Here is a 24317-nt window from a genome sequence, read left to right as displayed (position 1 = left end):
TACTAATTAACCCCACAGCTTCCCGTAATCCGGGGAAACACGAGGCCCCACATTTCGGGAAAATGTGGGGCCCGGGGACCTCGCCGAACGCTAGATGTGCCCGGCCTTTTCCATCTGCCGGAGCTCCTTTTTGAGGTCCTGAACCTCATCACGCAGACGTCCGGCGAGCTCAAACTTGAGTTCGGAGGCGGCGGCGAGCATCTGCTCGGTGAGGTCGGCGATGAGCGTTTCCAGCTCGGCCGCACCCTCGGCGGCGATGCCCTCCCGGCGTAGGCGCGGGGTCGGCGACTTCTTCTTGTCCCCCTGCTTACCCGCGAGCAGCTCGGCCGTATCGGCACCCTCACGCAGCAGCTGATCGGTGATGTCGGCAATCTTCTTGCGCAGCGGCTGAGGATCGATGCCGTGTTCAAGGTTGTACGCGACCTGCTTCTCACGGCGGCGATCGGTCTCATCGATGGCCAGGCGCATCGAGGGCGTGATCTTATCGGCGTACATGTGCACCTGACCGGAGACGTTACGCGCCGCACGACCGATGGTCTGAATCAGCGAGGTCGCCGAACGCAGGAAGCCCTCCTTATCCGCATCGAGGATCGCGACCAGCGACACCTCGGGGAGGTCGAGGCCCTCACGCAGCAGATTGATACCCACCAGGACGTCGTACACACCCTGGCGCAGCTCGGTCAGCAGCTCAACCCGGCGCAGGGTGTCCACATCCGAGTGCAGGTAGCGCACCCGCACCCCGGCCTCGGTGAGGAAGTCGGTGAGCTCCTCGGCCATCTTCTTGGTCAGGGTGGTCACCAGCACGCGCTCATCACGCTCGGCGCGGGCGGTGATCTCCTCAAGCAGGTCGTCGATCTGACCCTCGCTGGGCTTGATCACGATCTCGGGGTCGACCAGGCCGGTCGGGCGGATGATCTGCTCCACCACGCCGTCGGCGATCCCCATCTCATACTTGCCCGGGGTGGCGGAGAGGTAGACGGTCTGGCCCACCCGGTTCTTGAACTCGGAGAAGGTGAGTGGACGGTTATCCATCGCGCTGGGCAGCCGGAAGCCGTGATCCACCAGGGTGCGCTTACGCGAGGCGTCGCCCTCGAACATTGCACCGATCTGTGGGACGGTCACGTGGGACTCATCGATCACGGTGAGGAAGTCGTCGGGGAAATAGTCGAGCAGACAGTTGGGGGCCTCCCCCGCCTGACGCTGGTCGATATGGCGGGAGTAGTTCTCGATGCCCGAGCAGAACCCGATCTGCTGCATCATCTCCAGGTCGAAGGTGGTGCGCATGCGCAGCCGCTGCGCCTCCAGCAGCTTGCCCTGACCCTCAAGCTCGGCCAGGCGGATCTCCAGCTCCTCCTCGATGGTTTTCATCGCGCGCTGCATCGTCTCGGGACTGGCCGCATAGTGCGTGGCCGGGAAGATCGAGACGGCATCCAGCTGCTTGACGATCTCTCCGGTCAGCGGGTGCAGCGAGTAGATCGCCTCGATCTCGTCGCCAAACAGCTCGATTCGCACCGCGAGCTCCTCATACACCGGGATGATCTCGATGGTGTCGCCGCGCACACGGAAGTTGCCGCGGGAAAAGTCGATGTCGTTACGGTTGTACTGCATGCCCACAAAGCGGCGGATGAGGCGATCACGCCCCACGTTCTCGCCCACCTGCAGGGCCACCATCGCGTCTAAGTACTCCTCGGCCGCACCCAGACCGTAGATGCAGGACACGGTGGAGACCACCACAACATCGCGCCGGCTGAGCAGCGAGTTGGTGGTGGAGTGACGCAGACGCTCGACCTCGGCGTTGACCGAGGAGTCTTTCTCGATGAAGGTATCGGTCTGCGGGACATAGGCCTCGGGCTGGTAGTAGTCGTAGTAGGACACGAAGTACTCCACCGCGTTATTGGGGAGCAGATCGCGGAACTCATTGGCCAGCTGCGCGGCCAGGGTCTTATTGTGCGCCATCACCAGGGTGGGGCGCTGGACCTGTTCGATCAGCCACGCGGTGGTGGCCGATTTACCGGTACCGGTGGCTCCCAGCAGCACCACATCGGCCTCACCGGCGTTAATGCGCGCGGCTAGGTCGGCGATCGCGGTGGGCTGATCACCACTCGGGGTGTACTGGCTGATGACCTCAAACGGACGAACGGAGCGGGTGGGTTCCATGTCTCCAGTCTAGGCACCACCACCGACACCGGGCCTCCCGTTCGCCCGGGGCTGATCCGCAATGCTCGCATGCCACCCGGGATGTCCGCTAACGTGAGCCCATGAGCACCTGGAAGCCCACCGATCTCCCCCGCCAGCAGGCCAAAACGTTTGTGGTGACCGGTGGCGGCGCCGGCATCGGGTACTTCATCGCCGAACAGCTTGCCACCACGGGTGCCGAGGTCATTATTGCGGCCCGCAGCGAGGAGCGGGCGAGCCGGGCACTGGAGACCCTGTCCGCGCGGGATCCGCACGCGAGGCTGGGATTCATCCGCCTCGACCTCGCCGACGCGGCCTCCATCGAGTCCGCGTCGGCCGAGATCGCGTCACTCACCCGAGTGGACGGCCTGATCCTCAACGCCGGGCTCAAGCCACAAACCGCACACCAGACCACCACGGCCGGGGACGAACTGGTCTTTGGCACGAACCAGCTGGGCAACTTCGCGCTGATCGCGCGCACCCTCCCGGTGCTGGAACGCACCCCCGGTTCGCGTCTGGTGACGATGGGAAGTCTCGGCTACACCCTGGCCAAACTCGACCCGAGTGACGTGGACCATGTGGACGCCCCCTACCGCTCGCTCCCCTTCTATACGGCCTCGAAGTATGCGCAGATGCTCACGGCCTTCGAATTGGACCGCCGTCTGCGCGCGGCCGGGTCATCAACCGTCTCGGTGGTTGCCCACCCCGGCGTGGCCATGGATCAGCTGGCCCCGGATCGCCGACCCGCACTGCCGTATGTCCCGTGGCCTGGCTATCGAGCCGTGCCGGCGCGCCTATTTTCCCAGGGCAAGGATGCCGGTGCCTGGCCGGCGGTGCGCGCGGCGCTGGACGCTCGGGTTACCGGAGGCGAGATGTGGGGTCCACGGTTCCTCTCCAGCCGCGGGGCTCCGGTTCGCGAGCGCCTGCCGAGAAAGCTACGCACCCGCGATCTGGCTCGCGAAATCTGGGATCTCAGCGTTTCCCGGACGGGCCTCGAACCGCTCGTGCACGGGTCGTCGCGATAATCGCGATGCGTCAAAACCACGCCGGCTGAGGGCCGCGGCACGGCTACACCCGCCGCCGCGACCCCATTCCCGCCGATAGAATAGGCGAATGACCGCCGTGACTCGCCCCCTGGATCCCAACGACCCGAGCGAGCTTACCGCCCTGCTCGCCCTCAATAATGCGGCGGTTCCCGCGGTGAATCACCTGGACACACATGAACTGCGCACCCTGGTCGAGACCGCACACCTCGCGGTGGCCGTGGTGGATCCCGCCGACCCGGAGACCATACTGGGTGCCGTCATCACCTTTGCACCGGGGGCCGCCTATGCCAGCGAGAACTATGCCTGGTTCTCGGCGCGCAGCCACGACTTCCTCTACGTGGACCGGATCGTGGTGGCCGAGCAGGCTCGCAGTCGCGGTCTCGGCCCGGTGCTCTACGCGGCCGTCTTTGCCGCGGCCCGCGCGGCCGGGCTGGGAACGGTGACCTGCGAGGTCAACACGGATCCGCCGAACCCGGGGTCCCTCGCCTTCCACACACGCCTCGGCTTCGAGCAGGTGGGGGCGCTCTCGACCAAGGGTGGTTCCGTGAGCGTCGCGCTCCTGGAGGCCCCGGTTCACTAGGTGCCCGGGCGGGTACGCACCGGCGCCTCCCGCGTAGATCCCAAACACCGGAACGATCTTGTCCGCTGTGTCCGGCTGAATCATGCCTCCGTGTTTCCTCGTGGATCGCCGTCAAACGGCCGGAGTTACGGGCGTGCGGCGGCCCACAACCATCTGGTCAGACAGACAACCGTACCGCGTGCGACCGAGCACCTCGCTCGTGCAGCGATTCTGCCTAGAGTGGGCGACGGCAATGCCGCCCCGCTCCAATCCCGAGTGCGATGGCGTGCCATCGAACAAAGGACAAAATCTATGTCGCGAACCACACGACCACGCGGACTGCTTGCGGCCCCGCCTCCCGCACCACGCCTCTCGGCGGAGGTCATCGCCAAACGGTATCCGCGCCTGCGGCTCCAGGTCTTCGTGGGGATCTTTATCGGGTACGCCGGATTTTATCTGATCCGCAACAACCTGCCGCTGGTCGCGGCGATCCTCGAGGAAAACGGGCAGATCAACAAGGCCGGCATCGGCCTGGTCGCCAATGCCACGCTGATCGCCTACGGATTCTCCAAGTTCTTCTCGGCCATCCTGTCCGACCGTTCGAATGCACGCTACTTCCTGCCGCTGGGCCTGGCTCTCTCGGCGGTCGCGAACCTCGCGGTGGCGTTCGTCCCGGCGGTCACCGCGTCGCTGGCGATCTTCGCGACGGTCATGTTCATCAACGGGTGGTTCCAGGGCATGGGCTGGCCTCCCAGCGGTCGCGTGCTCGTACACTGGTTCTCCACCAGTGAGCGCGGAATCAAGACGTCGATCTGGAACGTCGCCCACAACGTGGGTGGCGTGGGTGCCGGCGCCCTGGTGGCACTCGGCCTGCAGCTCACCGCCAATGACTGGACCACCGCGTTCTGGCTCCCCGCGGTGGTTGCGCTGGTGGTCGCCCTGGCCGCCTTCCTGCTGATCCGAGATACCCCCGAGTCTCAGGGGCTGCCGCCGATCGAGGAATACCGAAACGATCCGGCCAAGGTCGCGGCGGATGAGTCCGAAGATTCCACGCGCAGCGCCTGGAGCCTGATCAAGGAACATGTACTGATGAACCGCACGATGGTTCTGCTGGCCCTGGCGAACGTCTGTGTGTACGCCCTGCGCTACGGCGTGCTGGTCTGGGCACCGATCTATCTCACCCAGGTGCGCGGCGCCAGCGTGACCGGTGGGATCGCTGGTTTCTCGCTATTCGAACTCGCGGGTATCGGCGGCACGATCCTGTGTGGCATTCTCTCGGATAAGGTGTTCCGCGGTAACCGGTCGATGACCGGAATTGCCTTCATGGTCGCGGTGGCCGGAATGACCGCCGTCTACTGGCTGCTGCCCACCGGCGTCCCGATCTGGATGCCGCTGGTCGCGGTGACCCTGATCGGTGGTCTGATTTATGGGCCGGTCATGCTGATCGGCCTGCAGGCCCTCGATCTCTCCCCACGCCACGTCGCCGGAACGGCCGCCGGATTTACCGGACTGTTTGGCTACGTTATCGGTGCCACCATGGCATCCAGTGGGGTGGGGTTCCTGGTGGAGAACTTCGGCTGGAACATCACGTTCATCGCCCTAATCGCGATCGCGCTGCTCACCGTGGTGTTCCTCGCGCTGATCAATAGGGACGAGAAGGCGGCGCTGGCTCGCTAGTTCGTGCTGTGGCGGAGGCCGTCCGGATGATCCGGGCGGCCTCCTTGGTATTTGCTTAGCGCCGCGGGGACAGACCCGGCACCCCGTCGGCGAAGACGTCGACCGCGTCGAGGGTTTCACCCAGGGTCCCGCCGGTACTAATGATGTGGGTCGCCACCGCGCGACGTTCGGCGTCGGTAGCCTGCGCGCCGATCCGACGCTCGGCCTCGGCACGCTCCATCTGACGCAGTCGCACCATGCGCTCGATCCGTACGTCGGCGGGTGCTTCGGCAACCACAACCGCGTCAAAGGGATAGGGAAGCTTGGCCTCCACCAGCAGCGGAACGTCGTAGACAACCACCGCGTTCGGATTTTCGGCCTCGGCCGCGGCAAACAGCGCACGGGTGCGCTCCTGCACGGCGGGGTGAACGATGCCGTTGAGATCCGTCAGGGCCTCGGGGTTACTGAACACGATAGAACCCAGGGCCGGACGGTTGAGTGAACCGTCTGCGGCGATCACACCCTCACCAAAGCGAGCACGGATCTTCTCCAGTGCGGGTTCCCCTGGCTCCACCACCTCGCGGGCGAGGCGGTCGGCGTCCAGGTGCACGGCACCGCGTTTCTTGAGACGTTTGGCAATGGTGGATTTGCCCGAGGCGATGCCCCCGGTCAGGCCGATCAGATACACGCTGTGCCCTTTCGCGGTTGATTCTCCTCCACCCTACTCCCCGAACGCGGCCGGGCGAACCGAACACCGCTCAACAACTCGGGGAACAACAAACGGGCCGCCCTCCCGAAGGAGAACGGCCCGTTTGTTTACCGAAGCGAAACGCTCAGCGAACGACTAAAGGCTAGTTGTTGCCAATTAGTTGTTGCCAATTAGTTGTTGCTGGAGAGCTTCTCGCGCAGTGCAGCCAGCGACTCGTCGTCGGCAAGGGTGCCGGCGCCGGTCGACTCGCTCGAGAAGGACGAACCGGCGGCCGGAGCCTCGGGTGCGTTTGCCTCTTCGATAGCGGCCTGTGCGACCTGCTTCTTGTGAGCTTCCCAACGTGCCTGAGCGGCAGCGTAGTCCTGCTCCCACTTCTCGCGCTGAGCCTCGAAGCCCTCGCGCCATTCGTTGGTCTCGGAGTCGAAGCCCTCGGGGTACTTGTAGTTACCCTGCTCGTCGTACTCGGTCAGCATGCCGTAGAGTGCCGGGTCGAACTCGGTGCCCTCGGGGTCGACACCCTCGTTGGCCTGCTTGAGGCTCAGCGAGATGCGACGACGCTCCAGGTCGATGTCGATGACCTTGACGAAGACCTCTTCGCCAACCGAGACAACCTGCTCGGCGAGCTCAACGTGCTTGCCCGACAGCTCGGAGATGTGCACGAGGCCCTCGATGCCGTCGGCGACGCGAACGAACGCACCGAACGGAACCAGCTTGGTGACCTTACCCGGTGCAACCTGGCCGATGGCGTGGGTGCGGGCGAAGACCTGCCACGGGTCCTCCTGGGTGGCCTTGAGCGAGAGCGACACGCGCTCACGGTCCAGGTCAACCTCGAGGATCTCAACGGTAACTTCCTGGCCAACCTCGACTACCTCGGAGGCGTGCTCAATGTGCTTCCAGCTCAGCTCGGAAACGTGCACCAGACCGTCGACGCCACCCAGGTCCACGAAGGCACCGAAGTTGACGATCGAGGAGACAACACCCTTGCGGACCTGTCCCTTCTGGAGGTTGTTGAGGAAGGTGGTGCGCGACTCGGACTGAGTCTGCTCCAGCAGGGCGCGACGCGAAAGCACAACGTTGTTGCGGTTCTTGTCGAGCTCGAGGATCTTGGCCTCGATCTCCTGGCCCAGGTACGGGGTCAGGTCGCGGACGCGACGCAGCTCGATCAGCGATGCGGGCAGGAAGCCGCGCAGGCCGATGTCTACGATCAGACCACCCTTGACAACCTCGATGACCGAACCGGTCACGACGCCATCGGTGTCCTTGATCTTCTCCACATCGCCCCATGCGCGCTCGTACTGTGCGCGCTTCTTCGACAGGATCAGGCGACCTTCCTTGTCCTCCTTCTGGAGAACGAGGGCCTCGACCGAGTCGCCGACATTGACGACCTCGCTCGGGTCTACGTCGTGCTTGATGGAAAGTTCACGCGAGGGGATAACACCCTCGGTCTTGTAACCGACGTCGAGGAGGACCTCGTCGCGGTCGATCTTCACAACGGTACCCTCGATGAGGTCACCATCGTTGAAGAACTTCAGAGTCTTCTCGACCGCAGCCAGGAAGTCCTCGGCAGTGCCGATGTCGTTGATCGCGACCTGCTTGAGGTTCTTGGCGGTCGTTTCGCTTGTCATGTAGTGGTTGCTCCAGAATGGACAGGGTTTCGGGCCGTGGTGGCCGGGTCACCTGGTTGGTAACACGGGTTGATCATCACGGCAGAACGGATAGATTTGTCACGAGCGTGACGCTCTATCTTATCCCGGCGACTCGCCCGACTTCAAGCCGGGATCGCGCGGTATGTCGCGATCTGGGTCAGTGCCGGGGCCAGGGTCGGGTATCCGAACGTGAATCCGGCGTTTTCAAGCGTTTCCGGGATCACCCAGCGGCTCTTGAGGATCATCTCCGATTCGGTACGCAGGACCGCCATCGCCGGTTCGATCATCCAGCGGAACGCGGGCATCTCAACCGGCACCCCCACGCTTCGGCGCAGCTCGCGCATGAACTCGGCGTTGGTCACGGTACCCGGCGAGGACACGTTGATGGCCCCGTCCAGCTCCTCGTGGTCGCGAATGAACTCGATCGCGGAGATTACATCGTCGATGTGCACCCAGCTCATTTTCTGGGTGCCGCCTCCCCCGCCGAAGCGATGGTAGGTGCCGGCGGCCAGGCGGGCGCGGCTCGCGGGCCAGCGTCCATCCATCTGCGGACCGCCGATACCCAGCCGGGCCAGGCGGGTCAGCGGCACCAGCGCGCTGCCGTCTCCGAGGACGATCGCCATCCGCAGCGCCACGCGGCGCACACCGGGCAGGTCGCCGGCGAAAAACTCGGCCTCCCAAGCGGTCGCGATCGACACCGAGAACCCGGAGCCGATCTCGCCGGTGGACTCGGTCATCGGACGGTCCCGGGCGTCGCGGTAGATGGTCGCGGTGGAGGCGTTCATCCAGACCGGCGGCGGATTCTTCAGGCTCGCCACAATCTCGCGCAGCTCGCGGGTGGTCTCAACCCGGGAACGCAGGATTTCTCGGCGATTCGCCTCGTGATAGCGGCAGTTCACGCTCTTCCCCGCCATATTGATCAGCAGGTCCGCGCCCTCAAGCAGCGCGGCAATCTTCTCCCGCTCCCCCCAGCGGGCATCGGGACCCGAGCGGCCAATACGGCTCACCCGGGCCCCGAGCCCCCGGTAATAGGAGTCGAGGTGCGCACCGATAAAGCCCGATACCCCCGCCAGTACTACGTGCTTTGGTGCACTCACCCCAGACCCCCGGTACTACTCTGCGCGCAGCGCGTCGCGGAGGGTGTCGAGACCCACACCACCCAGGCCCAGGGCCTCGCGGTGGAAGTCGCGGATGTCGAAGGACTCCCCGGCACGGGCACGGTAGTCATCGCGCAGCTGCTCCCAGATGCGCTGACCGACCTTATAGGACGGTGCCTGACCGGCCCAGCCGAGGTAACGGTTGACCTCGAAGCGCACGAATCCGGCGTTCATGTTGACGTGCTGTGCCAGGAACTCAAACGCGTATTCGGCGGTCCAGACACCCTGACCGTCGGGACGCTGCTTGCCCAGGTGCACACCGATGTCGAGAACCACGCGGGCAGCACGCATGCGCTGACCGTCGAGCATGCCCAGGCGGTCGGCCGGGGTGCTCAGGTAGCCCAGCTCATCCATCAGACGCTCGGCGTAGAGGGCCCAGCCCTCGGCGTGACCGGAGGTACCGGCCAGCAGTCGACGCCAGGAGTTCAGCTGGTCGCGGTTGTACACGGCCTGACCGATCTGCAGGTGGTGACCGGGAACACCCTCGTGGTACACGGTGGTGAGCTCACGCCAGGTGTCAAACTCGGTGACACCCTGGGGAACTGACCACCACATGCGGCCCGGACGCGAGAAGTCATCGGTCGGACCGGTGTAGTAGATGCCACCCTCCTGGGTGGGGGCGATCATGCACTCGAGGGTGCGGATCTCCTCGGGGATGTCGAACTGGGTGGCACCGAGCTCGGCAACCGCACGGTCGCTGGTCTCCTGCATCCACTTCTGCAGGGCGTCCACGCCGTGCAGCTTCATGTTCGGGTCCTGCTCGAGGTGCGCGATGGCCTCGTGCACGGTGGCACCGGGGAGGATCTGGTCGGCAATGGCCTCCTGCTCGGCAACCATGCGGGCGAGCTCCTGGATACCCCACTCATAGGTCTCGTCCAGGTCAATCTCGGCACCGAGGAAGCGACGCGAGAACAGCGAGTAGGCCTCGCGGCCCACACCGTCCACCTCGGTTGCGACCGGGGCGAGCTCATCGCGCAGGAAGCTGGCCAGCTCGCGGTATGCGGTGGCGGCGGCCTCGGCGCCGGCCTCCAGCTCGGCACGAACGGCCGCTCCAGCCTCACCGGCGGCGGCAATGTAGGACGGGAAGAAGCCGTCCACGGCACCGTTGCGGTCGGACTGGTCGGCAACCTCGATCACCTGACGCTTGGCCGGGGTGATGCCCTTTTCCACACCGAGACGCAGGGTCTCGATGTAGCCGGCGAGGGCCGCGGGAACGCGGGCCAGGCGGCGCGAGATGATCGCCCAGTCTTCGGCGGTTTCGGTGGGAACCAGGTCGAAGGCGTCGCGGATCTCCTGCGGCGGGGAGGCGATCACGTTGAGGTCGCGCAGCGGCAGGCCGGCGTCGTAAATGTCGATGTCGAGCTGCAGCGAGCCGCGCAGGTCGGCCAGGGTCACACGATCCTGCTTGTCCTGCACCTCGGCGGCGTCGAGCTGCTCGATCACGGCCGCGGCGGCGGCGCGGTAGGCGGCAAGACCCGCGGGCGAGAAGTCGCCCACAAATTCGTTTGCCTCGGTCCGTCCAATGTACGTACCGGTTGTCGGGCTCAGGGATACCAGGGTGTCAACCCACTCCTCGGCGATGCGATCAATCGGGGTCTGGGGTCGGGAAACTTTCTCAGTCATAGCTCCAGCGTATCCCTCCCCCGCCGCCGGGCGACAGAACCGCGCGGAGTTATCCCAGAGCGTAATTCTCGGGTGTGGATCCCTCTCGAGGGAGAATGCGACGTGAATCGTGGCAGCGGATCCCCCAGCGAATACTGACGAACTCTCAGGACTCCCAAACCACGGGTGTGGTGGTTCCGGTTTCCCAGTCTCCGCGCAGCAGTGCATAGGCCACGGAATCCACGGGTTCGGAGCCTTCGACGGCCCATCCCTGACGATAGTGAGCTTCCTTGACGAACCCCACGTGTTCAAAGACACGCCTCATCGGGGTGTTATCGATCCGGGTGTTACCCTCGATCCGGTTGACCGCGGGGAACAGGGTGAACATCAGACCAAGACCGATGTCGAGCGCTCGTGTGCCAAATCCCAGACCCCTGCCGTGATCGGCGAGTCGAAGATCAAGCATCGGTGTGCCATCGGAAATCTCCTGGAAGTTGAGATAGCCGATCCGCTCACCCGCGCGAGTAATCCAGTACGCAAGGTTGTTGGGGAGCGCAAAATCTCCCGAATCCCACCTCTCGCGTGCGACCTCAATCGACGGTCGCTGCACAACGTGCATGGGGAATTGGTTGCCGGCGAGAAACCCTACGACCGCTTCCCCATCGGCCTGCGGATCGAACCGCACCAGTTGAATGTCCACAGGGCGACCCTAACGGATTTGCGCCTGCTCCCGAAGCGGGCACAGGGTGTTCAGGTCGGGTTTTCAGGAAACGGCACTGCCACCCGGGAGCGTCCAACTCCGAGGTGGCAGTGCGCGCGAAACCCGTCGATCGAACTAGTGCGCGGCGGCGTCCCAATTCTGACCGTGACCCACCTGGACCTCGAGCGGCACGCTGAGGTCGGCGGCCGAGGCCATCCGGGTGCGCACGATGGTCTCCAGGGTTTCGGCCTCGGCAGCCTTGACCTCGAAGATCAGTTCGTCATGAACCTGCAGCAGCATCCGGCTCTCCAAGCCCTGCTCACGCATGTCGGCATCGATGTTGATCATCGCGATCTTCATGATGTCGGCGGCGCTGCCCTGGATCGGGGCGTTCAGCGCCGCGCGGGCGGCGTTGTCGCGCAGCACGCGGTTGGCGCTGGCGAGATCCGGGAAGAGGCGACGACGACCGAAGATCGTGGTGGTGTAGCCGTCGATCTTTGCCTGCTCCACCACGTCGCGCAGATAGTCGCGCACGGCACCGAAGCGGGCGAAGTAGTCACCCATCAGCTGCTTGGCCTCGGCGGTGTCGATGCGCAGCTGCTTGGACAGACCAAACGCGCTGAGTCCATAGGCGAGGCCGTAGGACATGGCCTTGACCTTGGTACGCATCAGCGGGGTCACATCGGCCGGCTCGACCCCGAAGATCCGGGCACCCACGAAGCGGTGCAGGTCTTCACCGCTGCGGAACGCCTCAATCAGGCCCGCATCACCGGAGAGGTGCGCCATGATCCGCATTTCGATCTGCGAGTAGTCGGCGGTCAGCAGCGAGTCGAAGCCCTCACCCACGGTGAATGCCGAGCGGATCTGGTGCCCCACCTCGGAGCGCACCGGAATGTTCTGCAGGTTCGGGTCGGCCGAGGAGAGCCGACCGGTGCTGGTGCCGGTCTGGATATAGGAGGTGTGGATGCGGCCCTCCTCGTCGATCGCCTTGTCCAGGGTTTCGACGATCTGACGCAGCTTGGTGGCGTCCCGGTGCTCCAGCAGCAGCCCGAGGAACGGGTGGGGTGCCTTGGCCTGGAGGTCGGCCAGCGAGTCGGCATCGGTCGAGTAGCCGGTCTTATTGGCGCGGGTCTTGGGCATGTTCAGCTGGTCGAAGAGGACCTCCTGCAGCTGCTTGGGGGAACCTAGGTTGACCTCGCGACCGATCTCCGCATAGGCGCGGGCAGCCAGGTCGGCGGCGGTCACGCCGAGCGACTCGGAGAGTCCGGCCAGGAGGTCGTGGTCCACGGCCACGCCGAACTCCTCCATCCGGGCGAGGATCGGGGTCGAGGGGGTCTCGATGTCGCGCAGCACGCGGGCCGAGCCCTCATCCAGTGCCAGGATCTGTGCGGCGGCCACGCGGGCTACGTACCAGGCCTTGAGGGCCGGGTTATCCGCGTTGTCCTCGGGAACCAGCTGGTTGGGGTCATCCACCGGCATGTGCTCGTCGAGGTAGCGGGTGACCAGGTCGCCCAGGGTCTTATCCGGGCTGGCCGGACGCAGCAGCCAGCCGGCAACCAGGGTGTCGGTGCGCAGGCCCTCGAAGGCCAGGCCCGCGTGGGTGAACGCCTTAATAACGGGCTTGGCATCGTTCAGGATCTTGGGATCGGGACCGGCCAACCACGCCTCAAACGGCGCATAGTCGGCGCTGCCGGCGTGCCAGGCAAGCACGGTGGACTCGGTCTCGGAGGCGATACCGATCGCGGTCGGCAATCCCTCAACCACGTCGACGTGCAGCGCCAGACCGCCCGGGTGCGCGGCGGAGTTGCGGGTCAGCCAGGCACCCAGCTCCTCATCCAGCAGCTCCTGAACCGCGGGTGCCACGGCGGCGGGTGCCACGGGCTCGGCCGGGGCATCGGCCACGACACCCTCAAGCTTGAACACGCGGTCCAGCAGGGTGCGGAATTCCAGCCGGGCGAACATATCGCGCACGGCGTCGGCGTCGATCGGCTTGCGCTCAAGATCCTGGACGGTGACCGGCAGCTCGACATCGCGCACCAGGTGGTTCAGGCGACGGTTACGGACCGCGTTTTCCTTGTGCTCGCGGAAGCTCTCGCCCACCTTGCCGGTGATGTTGTCCGCGTTGTCCAGGATGCCCTGCAGGCTCCCGTAGAGTCCCAGCCACTTGACCGCGGTCTTCTCGCCAACCTTGGGCACGCCGATCAGGTTGTCGGAGGTCTCCCCCACCAGCGCCGCCACATCGGGGTACTGTTCGGGACGGATGCCGTAGCGCTCCTGTACCTTGGCGGGATCGTAGCGGGTGAGGTCGGACACACCCTGACGCGAGGGGTAGAGCAGGGTCACGTTGTCGTTGACCAGCTGGATCGCGTCCCGGTCACCGGAGACCACGAGCACCCGGTAGCCGGCCTCGGTGCCGCGCACCGAGAGCGTGGCCAGGATGTCATCGGCCTCGAAATCTTCCTTGGTGATGGTGGTGATGTTCATCGCGGCCAGGGTCTCCTGCAGCAGCGGGATCTGACCGATGAACTCACTCGGGGTCTCCCCACGGGTGCCCTTGTACTCGGGGTACTCCCGGGTGCGGAAGGAGAATCGCGAGATATCAAACGCCACGGCGACGTGGGTGGGAGCCTCGTTCTTCAGCAGGTTGAGCAGCATCGAGATAAAGCCGTGGATGGCGTTTGTGTGCTGCCCGTCACGGGTCTTAAAGCTGTCTACCGGGAGCGCGTAAAAGGCCCGGAAGGCCAGCGAGTGGCCGTCGATGATCAGGAGGGTAGGCTTCTTGTTTTCCGACACGCACCCAGCCTACAAGGGACCACCGTCACGGGGATATCCCCCACGCCGCCCGGGCAGCCGTTCCCACCCGGGCGAGTGTGGGAGTATCGGGGGACGCCGATCCCCATCCCCGAAACGAGGAATCATGACCGACTGGAACGTTGCCGACTACACCCCCGCCGAACTCGCCCAGCGCGCCCGCACCAAGCGACGTCGCGCCTGGATCGCCGGCATCGTCGCGTTTGCGCTGGTCGCCAGCAGCCTGCTGGGCACCCTGGCGGCACTCGGAATCCTCTCCTAGGCTGGGTTCATGAGCGACACTACCCCCACCGAGGATCCCGGCATGCGCTACCTGATTGAGCGCGGCATGGGAGCACTGGCCGAAAAAATGAACATCGAGTTCACCGAGTTTTCGGTGGAACGCTCGGTAGCCACCATGCCCGTCGCGGGTAACACTCAGCCCATCGGGCTGCTGCACGGTGGCGCGTATGTGGTGCTGGGTGAATCACTCGGCTCGATGGCCGCCAACCTGTATGCCGGAGCCGACCGGGTGGCCGTGGGTGTGGACATCAACGCCACCCACACCGGCTCGGCTACCTCGGGCATCGTCACCGGCGTCTGCACCCCCATCCATCTCGGTCGCACCCTCACCGTGCACGAGATCGTGGTGACCGACGAACGCGGCCGCCGCTGCTCTACCATCCGGATCACCAACCTGATCAAGGACAAGCCGAGTCGCTAAACACAAAACCGCGGGCCCTCTCATTCGAGAGGGCCCGCGGTTTTTAACGTGTGTGTTAGCTCTTGGCGCTGAGCTGCTCGATGATGGCCTGGGCCACATCGTGCATGGTCAGACGGCGGTCCATGGATGCCTTCTGGATCCAGCGGAACGCCTCGGGCTCGGTCAGGCCCATCTTCTCGTTCAGCAGGCCCTTGGCGCGGTCCACCAGCTTGCGGGTCTCGAAGCGCTCGACCATGTCGGCAACCTCGGCCTCAAGGGTGAGGATCTGCTGGTGGCGGCTCAGGGCGATCTCGATGGCCGGCAGCAGGTCGTTCGGGGTGAACGGCTTGACCACGTAGGCCAGCGCGCCGGCCTCGCTTGCGCGCTCCACCAGTTCCTTCTGGCTAAACGCGGTCAGCAGCACCACCGGGGCGATGTTGTTCTTGTGCAGGCGCTCGGCTGCCGAGATGCCATCCAGCTGGGGCATCTTCACGTCCATGACCACCAGGTCCGGACGCAGTTCGGTTGCGAGGGCGACGGCGGTCTCGCCATCACCGGCTTCGCCTACCACCTCGAATCCGTTGTCGCGGAGGATCTCCACGATGTCCATACGGATGAGGGATTCGTCCTCGGCGACAACAACGCGTCGCGGGGCGGGGGTAGAGGTTGCTTCTTGCTCAGTCACGGTTCAATTGTACGATACAGTTTCAGATATCGACGTTAGCCGGTGTGGCGGAATGGCAGACGCGGAGCACTCAAAATGCTTTGTTCGAAAGGACGTGTGGGTTCGAGTCCCACCACCGGCACCACCACGGCCCTCGCAGAAACTCCCAACTGGGAGGATGTGCGAGGGCCGCTTTTTTGTGTATCGGCGTGTCGGATAATCCACCCCGGAAACCCAAACGGCCCCCGGCTCCTCCCCGAGGGGAGACCGAGGGCCGTGATGCCGGGCGCTAGGCGCGGGCGAGAGCCTTGGCCTTGAGGTGCGCGAACTCTTCCTCGCTGATCGCACCATCGTCAAAGAGTGCCTTCGCGGTCGCGATCTCATCGCTCGGAGTCGCCTTACCGGCGGCCTCACGAATGTAGGCGTCGGCGGCGTTCTGTGCCGAACGCTGAGCCTCGGCGGAGCGCTGGGCCATGCCGCTGCCGCGAGCGATCAGGTAGACCAGCAGGGTCAGGATCGGGATGAAGATGAGCCCCACGATCCACAGCGCCTTCCACCCACCGGCGAGCTTGTGGTCACGGAACAGGTCCGAGATCACCGCGAACAGCGCAAACAGATAGCTCACAAACACCACGATGTAGAGCAGCAGTGCCAAAACGTTCCAGAAGTTTTCCCAGATGCTGGAAGCCATAGCAATCCTTTCGATAGACGGTCGAGCCCCCTAGATAACACGCTCGATCCGACTCCGACAGTACTGCACGCCCGCCGCGCCCCGCAGGTTATTTCCTCAGCTGGGGATGACCCCAAAACGGGGTACGCGGACGTGTCCGACGACACGCCCGCGCACCCGAATTGGGGAAAAATTCACTTCCCGGGCGCGGCGTTGCCTCGATCGCTGAACCCGGACTCGATCAGATCAGCCAGAGCGTCCACGGCCACGCGACCGTCGGGATCCGGGGAGGCGATCTCGGCCTCGGCACCGGGCATCAGCCCCAGCGACATGATCTGCAGCAGGCTCTTTCCGTCGCGTCCGTTGACCGTCACCGCCACCGGGAAGGTGGCGGCCAGCTTGGCAAACTCGGCCGCCGGGCGCGCGTGGAGTCCCTCGGGGTTCACCACCACCACGCTGCGCGCATAGCCGAGCGACGCCACCTCGGGGCTGTGCTCCTCGGCCGCCAGCGCGTCGGCGGCATCGGACGCAACGGCCGGGGTGCCGTCCCCGGCACTCAGGGCGGCGGCGATAACGGCCGCCAGGTTTCCTCCCTGCTCGGCGGCCACCGCGGCGGCCACAGCACCTTCGACCAGCGGAGCCGGGGACACATGGGCGCGTGAGCGGCGCTCGGCATCGAGGAACTCGATGGCCGACTCGGCCGTCATGATCGCCGAGCCGAGATCGGCCAGCACCAGGACTCCCCCGCCGGTATCGGCACCGATCAGCGCCTCACTCACCCGCGCAAAGTCGGTGCCGAGTCCGCCTTCGGCGTCTCCACCGGCGTCCAGGATCGTAATACTCGGGGCCATCTGCCCGGCCAGTTCCCGCACACCCTCGGCGATGCGACCGCTGTGGGACACCACCACGATGCCCACCCGGGTCTGTTCCACGCTCATCGGTCACTCACATCCTGGCGCGAGCATCCTCGGGTCACGAGCGAACCGCCGCGGCCGCCGCCTCCAGCAGCAGGGCGCTGGATGCCGCACCGGGATCACGGTGACCGCGGGAACGCTCCCCCAGGTAGCTGGCGCGACCGCGCTTGGCAATCATCGGCTCGGTGGCCTCGGCACCGGCGGCGGCACCGCGGGCGGCGGCCTCGATCACCTCTTCCACCGATCCACCGGCGGCCTGGACCGAGCGTGCCTCGGCCTGTGCGGCAAGCCAGGAATCCAGCATGGTCTTGTCTCCGGCCTCGGCACCGCCACGGCTGGCAATGCCCTCCACCGCGGCACCAAGCAGATCCACCACGCCCTGCGCGTCGAGTTCGGAGTGGCCCTGAAGGGCATCGGCCGCGCGCATCAGGGCGGTGCCGTAGAGCGGGCCCGAGGCACCACCCACGGTGGAGATCAGCGTGTGGGCGGCGGTGCGGAACAGCTCGGCCGGGGTCTCGCCACCCGGGCTGGAGAGCAGCTGTCCACGCACGGCACCAAAACCACGCGCCAGGTTCTCGCCATGATCGCCGTCTCCGATGAGGCGGTCAAGCTCACTGAGGTAGGCGCGGTCGCGATCGCATACGTCACCCGCGGCAACCAGCCACCGTGCGGCCCATTCGGCATTCAGGGTCATCTTTTCTCCTTCACTGACAAAACTGTTTTTGTGCGGGCGACACGGACGTCTTACGGGGCGCGCAGCACCGGGGTGTCCAGCGGGGCATCCCACAGCGAGAGTAACTCGGGATCCAGCCGCGCAATGCTCACCGAGACGCCCTGCATATCAAGCGCTGTCACATACGCCCCCACTAGCGCACGGCCGACCGCGAAGCCACGGCCCTCCAGATCGCGCGCGACACTGTCAAAGAACAGCGCGAGTTCACCCGGCGGCGTTCCTCCCATGCCATTGATAAACACCAGCAGCGTGTCCGCGGGAGTCGCCCTCAGCTCACCCAAAATTTCGGTCAGCAGGAGTTCGGCGATCTCGTCGGCGCGGCCACGGGGCACACGGTCTCGGCCGAGCTCGCCGTGGATGCCGATACCGACCTCCATCTCGTCCTCGCCCAGATCAAAACTCGCGACATCGGCCAGCGGAGAGGTGCCCGCGCGCAGACCCACACCCATCGAGGCAAGCCCGGCGTTCAGGCGATCACCAATCGCGACCAGAGTCTCCAGGTCGTCACCGCGTTCGGCAGCGGCCCCGAGGATCTTGAGCGCGACCAGCATGCCGGCGATTCCGCGGCGACGATCGGCGGGGATCAGCGAGCCGAGACCCACGTCATCGGAAACCACCACCAGGCGGGCGGGAATGCCGAGCTCGGCGCAGCGCTCGGCGGCGAGCTCGAAGTTGAAACGGTCGCCCGAGTAGTTTCCCACCACAAACAGGACCCCGGCACCGGCATGGGTGGCCTGCACCACCTCAAGGATGGACTCGGGGGTGGGCGCGCTGAAGATCTCGCCGGGCACCGCGCCGGCCAGGGCGCCGGCACCCACGAATCCCACGTGCAGCGGTTCGTGGCCGCTTCCACCGCCACCGATCACGGCCACGGTCCCAGGCAGCAGGGGGTCAACCCGCGCGACCCCATAACCGGTGCCCACGCGGCGCAAACGCGCGCCATGAGCGCGCACAAAACCGGCCACGGCCTGCTCGGTCACCGCGCGTGGATCGTTCATCAGCTTCTTCACCGATATCTCCCAATACTCTCGCCGCGGAGGCTTGTGGCCCGGTGCGGCGGCTATGCCGTGTGCTCGGATCGTCGCGACGTTGCGGCGACCCACTGATCCAGCTTAGCGAGGGCGGCCCCGGAATCAACAGCCTCGGCGGCAACTTCCAGGGCGTCCCGGAAGCGCGCCAGAATCGGCTGCTCCATCTGGGTGTGATCCTCGGCGAGGCGATAGGACACGATACCCGCGGCCGCGTTGAGCAGCACGATATCGCGCACGGCGCCGGTCTGGCCGGCCAGGGTTTCTCGAACGATCTCGGCATTACGCACCGGATCCCCGCCCACCAGATCCTCGATTCGCGCCCGGGCAATGCCCAGATCACCGGGGTCGAGGTCGTGCTCGGCGATCCGACCACGGCTGATCTCCCAGATGTGGGAGTGGCCGGTGGTGGTGAGCTCGTCCAGGCCGTCGTCCCCTCGGAACACCAGCGCGGTGGCACCACGGGTGCGGAACACGCCGGTGATCAGCGGTACCCGATCGGCCTGGGCAACACCCACGGCGGATGCTTCGGGTCGGGCCGGATTGGTCAGCGGGCCGAGGAAGTTGAAAACGGTGGGGATACCCAACTGGGCGCGAACCGGGCCGGCGTGGGCAAACCCGGGGTGGAAGGCAGAGGCGTAGGCAAAGGTCACCCCGGTCTCACGGGCAACATCGGCCACCGCCGAGGGGGCCAGCGAGAGGTCAATGCCGAGAGCCGCCAGCACATCACTGGAACCGGAGGCCGAACTCGCGGCGCGGTTGCCGTGCTTGATGACCGGGATTCCGGTGGAGGCCGAGACGATGGCCGCCATCGTCGAGACGTTCACGGTCCCGAAGCGGTCACCGCCGGTACCCACGATGTCCAGCGCCATCGAATCCAACGGCAGCGGAAGAGCGTGCTCAAGAATCGCGTCACGGAAGCCCACCACCTCATCCACGGTCTCACCCTTGGAGCGCAGCGCAACCAGGAATGCGCCAATCTGCGCCGGAGTGGCCGCTCCACTCATAATCTGCTGCATCGCCCAGGTCGCCTCGGCGACACTGAGGTTCTCGCCGGACAAAAGAGAGGTGAACAGGGAGGGCCAGGTGAAGGTATCCAACATAGGTCAAGCATATTGGTATCCGCGACGCTCCGACCCGCAAAAACCTTTATGCCGACGTTTTGCCGACACCACGACCGGAAAGCCGCGGAATCTCGGACATTCAAGGTGAATTCACGGCGAAAACTTAGGTAGCCCTAACCCCTTGTGAAGGTCGAGCGAGACGGGAAATGGCCAATACTCGCCCGCAAATCAGCCATAATGGAGGAGTGACGAGCACTTCTTTGAACTATGCGGCGAAAGCCCCGAAGATCAACAGACCCAATAACGTAGCCGTGGGCACCATTGTGTGGCTGGGTTCAGAGGTCATGTTTTTCGCGGGTCTGTTCGCGATCTACTTCACCCTGCGTTCCGTAGCCCCCGAAATCTGGGCTCACGGAACGTCCGTACTTAACGTGCCGTTCGCGCTGATTAACACGTTGATCCTCGTATCTTCCTCCTTTGCCTGCCAGGCGGGCGTGTTTGCAGCCGAGCGTCTCCAGCCGCGGTCGACCGGGCCTAAGCCGAGCCAGTGGGGAATGGTTGAGTGGTTCTTCCTCACCTATGCCCTTGGTGCAATCTTTGTCGCCGGCCAGATCTGGGAGTACGCCACCCTGGTCAGCGAGGGAGTCGCGCTGAACTCTGACGCCTACGGATCCGCGTTCTACATCACCACCGGATTCCACGGCATTCACGTTATCGGCGGACTGATCGCCTTCCTCCTGATCATTGGTCGCGGCTACGCCGTGAAGAACTTTGGTCACAAGGAAGCCTCCAGCGCCATCGTTGTGTCCTACTACTGGCACTTCGTTGACGTTGTGTGGATCGCTCTGTTCCTCGTCGTGTACGTCCTGAGATAACAACCGAGAGCCTAATAAAGCCATGTCACGCAAAACTTCACGTCCAGCCGCCGGCAAGAGCCGCCGCACCGGTCGCCGTTCCCCGGCTGCCGCCGCGGCGCTTATTGCTGTCGGCCTGCTGTTCACCGGCGGCGCCTACGCCGCGGTGAGCGCAACCACCGCCAACGCTCAGCCCGCGCCGGCCGCAGCCAGCCAGTCCAACGTTGAGGACGGCAAGAAGCTGTTCCAGGCGAACTGCGCTACCTGCCACGGTCTCGAGGCACAGGGCACCAGCGACGGTCCCAGCCTGATCGGTGTGGGTGCCGCCGCGGTCGACTTCCAGGTCGGAACCGGCCGTATGCCCATGCAGGGCCACGGACCGCAGGCTCAGAAGAAGCCCGTTCAGTTCACCCAGGAGCAGATCAACCAGCTCGCCGTGTACGTCGGAAGCACCGCTCCCGGCCCCTCCATCCCGGACGCTAAGTACCTGGATGCAGACGGCGACGCCGCCCATGGTGCGGAGCTCTTCCGTATCAACTGCGCCATGTGCCACAACGTGGCCGGTGCCGGTGGTGCGCTGACCGAGGGTAAGTTCGCCCCCAGCCTGGTCGGGGTCACCCCGGCTCACATCTACGAGGCAATGATCACCGGCCCGCAGAACATGCCGGTGTTCAACGACATGAACATCTCCCCCGAGGGCAAGCGCGACATCATCACCGCGCTGAAGTACCAGGAGAAGGTCGGTAACCCCGGTGGTATCGGACTCGGATCGCTCGGCCCGGTGGCCGAGGGTCTGTTCATCTGGATTTTTGGCCTCGGCGCCGTTGTGGCGCTTACGGTCTGGATCACGGCCAAGTCCAACTAGGACGGCCTTGATCATGACACTGCAATCACGTAAGGAGCACAATGGCACAGGACGATAACAGCGGCAAGGATCTCGCCGCTGCGAACTCCTCTTCCCATGACCTGCTGCCGGAAGATACCGGCACAGGCGTGGTGAGCCCCGACGCCGTTGAGAACCCGGGTCACCCGGAACACCGTCAGCGCGTCACCGACCTGAACCCGAAGAAGGAAAAGCAGGCCGAGCGCACTGTCTTCATCCTCTTCTTCCTCTCCGCCGTGGGAAGCCTGTGGGCGGTTGCCGCCTACATGATGTTCCCGATCGACGGTCAGATGGAACTGGTTCGGTCAAACAACCTCTTCATCGGCCTCGGTGCCACCCTGGCCCTGATGGCCCTGGGTATCGGAGCCGTCCACTGGGGCAAGGCCCTCATGGCCGACCACGAGTCCGTGGACCACCGCCACCCCGTGCGCGGTACCGACGAGACCCGCGCCCGCGCCATCGAGATCTTCGAGGAGGCGAATGAGGAGTCCGGCTTTGGCCGTCGCTCGCTCATCCGCAACTCGCTGATTGGCGCCCTGGTTGTCTTCCCGCTGCCCGCCGTGGCCCTGTTCCGCGGTCTGGCACCGTATGACGAGGACCCGGTAGAGCTGCTGCACCACACCATGTGGAAGAAGGGCACCCGCCTGGCGCGTGACCCCTCCGGTGCACCGATCAAGGCCTCCGATGTGACCCTGGGTTCGGCGTTCCACGTCATCCCCGAGGATCTCAACGACGCCAAGGACGTGCTGAACGAAAAGGCCAAGGCCATCGTTCTGCTCATGCGTCTGAAGCCCGAGGACCTGAACGAGCTCCCCGAGCGTAAGAACTGGTCGTACAACGGCATCGTTGCTTACTCGAAGGTGTGCACCCACGTGGGTTGCCCGGTTGCTCTGTACGAGCAGCAGACCCACCACCTGCTGTGCCCCTGCCACCAGTCGCAGTTCGACGTGGCAAACCACGCGACCGTGATCTTTGGTCCGGCCGCCCGTCCCCTTCCGCAGCTCCCGATCACCGTGGACGATGAGGGCTACCTCGTCGCTCAGAGTGACTTCCACGAGCCTGTCGGACCGAGCTTCTGGGAGCGTCATTGAGTACCGCAACGGCCGCACCGACGGCCCCCGCTAAGCAGTCCGGTGGTTTCACCGGCAAGGCTGCCAACTACCTCGACGAGCGCACGAGCATCTCGGGCGCCGTCAAGGAGTTCGGTCGCAAGATCTTCCCGGATCACTGGTCCTTCCTCCTCGGTGAGGTTGCGCTTTACAGCTTCGTTGTGATCCTGCTGTCGGGAACCTTCCTGACCTTCTTCTTCGACGCAGCCATGACCCACACCACCTATGAGGGCTCCTACGCCCCCATGAACGGTGTGCACATGTCGGCCGCTATGGCTTCGACCCTGGATATCTCCTTCGATATCCGCGGTGGTCTGCTCATGCGCCAGGTCCACCACTGGGCCGCCCTGCTGTTCGTGGCCTCGATCGGCCTGCACATGCTCCGCGTGTTCTTCACCGGCGCATTCCGCAAGCCGCGCGAGATCAACTGGGTGATCGGTTTTGTCCTCTTCGTGCTCGCCATGGCCGAGGGTTTCACCGGCTACTCGCTCCCCGATGACCTGCTCTCCGGTAACGGTCTGCGCATCATCGACGGCATGATCAAGTCCTTCCCGCTGGTCGGCACCTGGATCTCCTTCCTCCTGTTTGGTGGAGAGTTCCCGGGTGAGGACATCGTGGGTCGTCTCTACTCGCTGCACATCATGATCCTGCCCGCGCTGGTCATCGTGTTCATCGCCCTGCACCTGATGTTCCTGATTGTGCACAAGCACACTCAGTACCCCGGGCCGGGCCGTACCGAGGAGAACGTGGTCGGCTTCCCGATCCTCCCCGTGTACGCAGCCAAGGCCGGTGGATTCTTCTTCATCGTGTTCGGTGTGATCATGGCCTGCGCGACGTTCTTCCAGATCAACCCGATCTGGAACTACGGACCGTATGACCCCTCGCCCGTGTCCGCGGGTACCCAGCCTGACTGGTACATCGGATTCGCCGACGGTATGCTCCGCCTGGCCCCGCCGCACCTCGAGTTTGTGTGGCTGGACCGTACCTGGAGCTTCGGAATCCTGCTGCCGGTTATCATCCTGGGTCTGTTCATCGTGACCGTCCTGATCTACCCCTTCATCGAGGCGTGGGTCAGCGGCGACAAGCGTGAGCACCACCTGCTGGACCGCCCGCGTAACGCCCCGACCCGTACCGCTATCGGTGCTGCCGGTGTGACCTTCTACGCGGTCATGTGGGCCGCCGCGAGCTCGGACCTCATCGCCACCCACTTCCGGGTGACCATGGAGGGTGTGATTCACACCCTGCAGGCCCTGCTCTTCCTCGGACCGGTAATTGCGTACTTCGTCACGAAGCGCATCTGCCTGGGTCTGCAGAAGAAGGACCGCGAGATCGCGCTGCACGGTTACGAGACCGGACGCATTGTCCGCCTCCCCGGTGGCGAGTACATCGAGGTTCACGAGCAGGTGTCCGACTATGAGCGCTGGGAGCTCGTGAGCTACAAGGACAACGCTCCGGTGATGCTCCGCCCGAACGCTCAGGGCAAGATCACCGGCTCGATGCGCCTGCGCGCAGCGATGTCCCGCTGGTTCTTCGAGGACCGGATCGCTCCGGTCACCCAGAACGAGCTGGACCAGTCGCACGGGGACGACGAGCACCACTAGGCGCTCCCCCACACAGCACGTCACAGAAGAGTGCCGGATCCTCCACTGGAGGAT

General features: G+C 64.9%; 22 protein-coding genes and 1 tRNA gene. 10 read left to right on the top strand and 13 right to left on the bottom strand.

The annotated features are described in order from the left end of the window. Positions 1-90: 90 nt before the first annotated feature. On the bottom strand, positions 91-2157 hold the full coding sequence (gene uvrB / locus M2390_RS10870) for an excinuclease ABC subunit UvrB (RefSeq protein WP_121687945.1): 2067 nt from the start codon (positions 2155-2157) through the stop codon (positions 91-93). A gap of 101 nt (positions 2158-2258) precedes the next feature. Here uvrB and M2390_RS10865 point away from each other — a divergent pair, with 101 nt between their 5' ends. From M2390_RS10865 to M2390_RS10855, 3 genes are all read left to right on the top strand, one after another. Next, positions 2259-3200: an SDR family NAD(P)-dependent oxidoreductase gene (locus tag M2390_RS10865; protein ID WP_259178653.1), complete on the top strand. Its 942-nt coding sequence runs from the start codon at positions 2259-2261 to the stop codon at positions 3198-3200. An 88-nt stretch (positions 3201-3288) separates the two neighbouring features. Beyond that, complete coding sequence (locus M2390_RS10860) at positions 3289-3801, top strand: GNAT family N-acetyltransferase (protein WP_259178652.1); 513 nt, start codon at positions 3289-3291, stop codon at positions 3799-3801. Positions 3802-4092: 291 nt separating this feature from the next. Beyond that, positions 4093-5457: an MFS transporter gene (locus tag M2390_RS10855; protein WP_259178651.1), complete on the top strand. Its 1365-nt coding sequence runs from the start codon at positions 4093-4095 to the stop codon at positions 5455-5457. 55 nt (positions 5458-5512) lie between these two features. Here the strand turns inward: M2390_RS10855 and coaE are convergent, their stop codons facing one another. The 6 genes from coaE to polA form a co-directional block, all read right to left on the bottom strand. Further along, positions 5513-6124, bottom strand: coding sequence for a dephospho-CoA kinase (coaE, locus tag M2390_RS10850; protein ID WP_259178649.1), 612 nt, complete (start codon positions 6122-6124; stop codon positions 5513-5515). Positions 6125-6315: 191 nt separating this feature from the next. Then, positions 6316-7770 carry a 30S ribosomal protein S1 gene (rpsA, locus tag M2390_RS10845; RefSeq protein ID WP_030143360.1) on the bottom strand — a complete coding sequence of 485 codons (1455 nt, stop codon included), beginning with the start codon at positions 7768-7770 and terminating at the stop codon, positions 6316-6318. A gap of 143 nt (positions 7771-7913) precedes the next feature. Then, positions 7914-8888, bottom strand: a complete 975-nt coding sequence (locus M2390_RS10840; RefSeq protein ID WP_259178644.1) for an epimerase — start codon at positions 8886-8888, stop codon at positions 7914-7916. A 15-nt stretch (positions 8889-8903) separates the two neighbouring features. Next, complete coding sequence (locus tag M2390_RS10835) at positions 8904-10571, bottom strand: DUF885 domain-containing protein (protein WP_121687951.1); 1668 nt, start codon at positions 10569-10571, stop codon at positions 8904-8906. Between the two features lie 145 nt (positions 10572-10716). Then, positions 10717-11169 carry a GNAT family N-acetyltransferase gene (locus M2390_RS10830; RefSeq protein WP_259178642.1) on the bottom strand — a complete coding sequence of 151 codons (453 nt, stop codon included), beginning with the start codon at positions 11167-11169 and terminating at the stop codon, positions 10717-10719. Positions 11170-11385: 216 nt separating this feature from the next. Further along, positions 11386-14043 carry a DNA polymerase I gene (polA, locus tag M2390_RS10825; protein ID WP_259178640.1) on the bottom strand — a complete coding sequence of 886 codons (2658 nt, stop codon included), beginning with the start codon at positions 14041-14043 and terminating at the stop codon, positions 11386-11388. A 124-nt stretch (positions 14044-14167) separates the two neighbouring features. Here polA and M2390_RS10820 point away from each other — a divergent pair, with 124 nt between their 5' ends. Together M2390_RS10820 and M2390_RS10815 are read left to right on the top strand one after the other, a co-directional pair. After that, positions 14168-14323 (top strand): hypothetical protein, encoded by a 156-nt coding sequence (locus tag M2390_RS10820; RefSeq protein WP_183091873.1) that lies wholly within the window; start codon positions 14168-14170, stop codon positions 14321-14323. Positions 14324-14332: 9 nt separating this feature from the next. After that, positions 14333-14764: a hotdog fold thioesterase gene (locus tag M2390_RS10815; protein ID WP_259178637.1), complete on the top strand. Its 432-nt coding sequence runs from the start codon at positions 14333-14335 to the stop codon at positions 14762-14764. A 55-nt stretch (positions 14765-14819) separates the two neighbouring features. Here M2390_RS10815 and M2390_RS10810 read toward each other — a convergent pair whose 3' ends face one another. Further along, positions 14820-15428: an ANTAR domain-containing response regulator gene (locus tag M2390_RS10810; protein WP_030143355.1), complete on the bottom strand. Its 609-nt coding sequence runs from the start codon at positions 15426-15428 to the stop codon at positions 14820-14822. Between the two features lie 38 nt (positions 15429-15466). On the opposite strand from M2390_RS10810, the gene M2390_RS10805 reads away from it, so the two are divergent. Continuing rightward, a tRNA-Leu gene (locus M2390_RS10805) sits at positions 15467-15552 on the top strand. A gap of 144 nt (positions 15553-15696) precedes the next feature. Here the strand turns inward: M2390_RS10805 and M2390_RS10800 are convergent. From M2390_RS10800 to trpD, 5 genes are all read right to left on the bottom strand, one after another. After that, positions 15697-16098: an SHOCT domain-containing protein gene (locus M2390_RS10800; RefSeq protein WP_030143354.1), complete on the bottom strand. Its 402-nt coding sequence runs from the start codon at positions 16096-16098 to the stop codon at positions 15697-15699. A 173-nt stretch (positions 16099-16271) separates the two neighbouring features. Beyond that, a complete protein-coding gene (gene dhaM / locus M2390_RS10795; RefSeq protein ID WP_259178632.1) occupies positions 16272-17015 on the bottom strand; it encodes a dihydroxyacetone kinase phosphoryl donor subunit DhaM in 744 nt (247 codons plus the stop codon). Positions 17016-17049: 34 nt separating this feature from the next. After that, positions 17050-17685, bottom strand: coding sequence for a dihydroxyacetone kinase subunit DhaL (gene dhaL, locus M2390_RS10790; protein ID WP_259178630.1), 636 nt, complete (start codon positions 17683-17685; stop codon positions 17050-17052). Between the two features lie 50 nt (positions 17686-17735). After that, positions 17736-18734, bottom strand: coding sequence for a dihydroxyacetone kinase subunit DhaK (locus M2390_RS10785; protein ID WP_259178629.1), 999 nt, complete (start codon positions 18732-18734; stop codon positions 17736-17738). Between the two features lie 50 nt (positions 18735-18784). Continuing rightward, positions 18785-19855, bottom strand: a complete 1071-nt coding sequence (gene trpD / locus M2390_RS10780) for an anthranilate phosphoribosyltransferase (RefSeq protein ID WP_259178628.1) — start codon at positions 19853-19855, stop codon at positions 18785-18787. Positions 19856-20022: 167 nt separating this feature from the next. Between trpD and M2390_RS10775 the strand changes: the two genes are divergently transcribed. Genes M2390_RS10775 through M2390_RS10760 form a run of 4 tightly spaced genes read left to right on the top strand, consistent with a single transcriptional unit; the run spans position 20023 to position 24263 of the window. After that, positions 20023-20691 (top strand): heme-copper oxidase subunit III, encoded by a 669-nt coding sequence (locus M2390_RS10775; protein WP_081863820.1) that lies wholly within the window; start codon positions 20023-20025, stop codon positions 20689-20691. A gap of 22 nt (positions 20692-20713) precedes the next feature. Further along, positions 20714-21535, top strand: a complete 822-nt coding sequence (locus M2390_RS10770; RefSeq protein WP_259178627.1) for a c-type cytochrome — start codon at positions 20714-20716, stop codon at positions 21533-21535. A gap of 41 nt (positions 21536-21576) precedes the next feature. Then, the gene (locus tag M2390_RS10765) at positions 21577-22644 is read left to right on the top strand and encodes a ubiquinol-cytochrome c reductase iron-sulfur subunit (protein WP_259178625.1); all 1068 of its coding nucleotides are present in this window, start codon (positions 21577-21579) and stop codon (positions 22642-22644) included. After that, positions 22641-24263 (top strand): cytochrome bc complex cytochrome b subunit, encoded by a 1623-nt coding sequence (locus M2390_RS10760; protein WP_030143346.1) that lies wholly within the window; start codon positions 22641-22643, stop codon positions 24261-24263. The genes M2390_RS10765 and M2390_RS10760 overlap by 4 nt, the downstream gene beginning before the upstream one ends. Positions 24264-24317 lie beyond the last annotated feature (54 nt).

The organism is Mycetocola sp. BIGb0189 (assembly GCF_024810155.1).
GTDB lineage: Bacteria > Actinomycetota > Actinomycetes > Actinomycetales > Microbacteriaceae > Mycetocola > Mycetocola lacteus.
Note: the sequence above shows the minus strand (reverse complement) of the source record. Positions and strands in the feature narration are given on the sequence as shown.

Coding starts and splice junctions, on each gene's coding strand:
- uvrB (WP_121687945.1), bottom strand. CDS start 2,157: ATGGAACCCACCCGCTCCGTTCGTCCGTTTGAGGTCATCAGCCAGTAC.
- M2390_RS10865 (WP_259178653.1), top strand. CDS start 2,259: ATGAGCACCTGGAAGCCCACCGATCTCCCCCGCCAGCAGGCCAAAACG.
- M2390_RS10860 (WP_259178652.1), top strand. CDS start 3,289: ATGACCGCCGTGACTCGCCCCCTGGATCCCAACGACCCGAGCGAGCTT.
- M2390_RS10855 (WP_259178651.1), top strand. CDS start 4,093: ATGTCGCGAACCACACGACCACGCGGACTGCTTGCGGCCCCGCCTCCC.
- rpsA (WP_030143360.1), bottom strand. CDS start 7,770: ATGACAAGCGAAACGACCGCCAAGAACCTCAAGCAGGTCGCGATCAAC.
- M2390_RS10835 (WP_121687951.1), bottom strand. CDS start 10,571: ATGACTGAGAAAGTTTCCCGACCCCAGACCCCGATTGATCGCATCGCC.
- M2390_RS10830 (WP_259178642.1), bottom strand. CDS start 11,169: ATGCACGTTGTGCAGCGACCGTCGATTGAGGTCGCACGCGAGAGGTGG.
- M2390_RS10820 (WP_183091873.1), top strand. CDS start 14,168: ATGACCGACTGGAACGTTGCCGACTACACCCCCGCCGAACTCGCCCAG.
- M2390_RS10815 (WP_259178637.1), top strand. CDS start 14,333: ATGAGCGACACTACCCCCACCGAGGATCCCGGCATGCGCTACCTGATT.
- M2390_RS10800 (WP_030143354.1), bottom strand. CDS start 16,098: ATGGCTTCCAGCATCTGGGAAAACTTCTGGAACGTTTTGGCACTGCTG.
- dhaM (WP_259178632.1), bottom strand. CDS start 17,015: ATGAGCGTGGAACAGACCCGGGTGGGCATCGTGGTGGTGTCCCACAGC.
- dhaL (WP_259178630.1), bottom strand. CDS start 17,685: ATGACCCTGAATGCCGAATGGGCCGCACGGTGGCTGGTTGCCGCGGGT.
- trpD (WP_259178628.1), bottom strand. CDS start 19,855: ATGTTGGATACCTTCACCTGGCCCTCCCTGTTCACCTCTCTTTTGTCC.
- M2390_RS10775 (WP_081863820.1), top strand. CDS start 20,023: ATGGCCAATACTCGCCCGCAAATCAGCCATAATGGAGGAGTGACGAGC.
- M2390_RS10770 (WP_259178627.1), top strand. CDS start 20,714: ATGTCACGCAAAACTTCACGTCCAGCCGCCGGCAAGAGCCGCCGCACC.
- M2390_RS10765 (WP_259178625.1), top strand. CDS start 21,577: ATGGCACAGGACGATAACAGCGGCAAGGATCTCGCCGCTGCGAACTCC.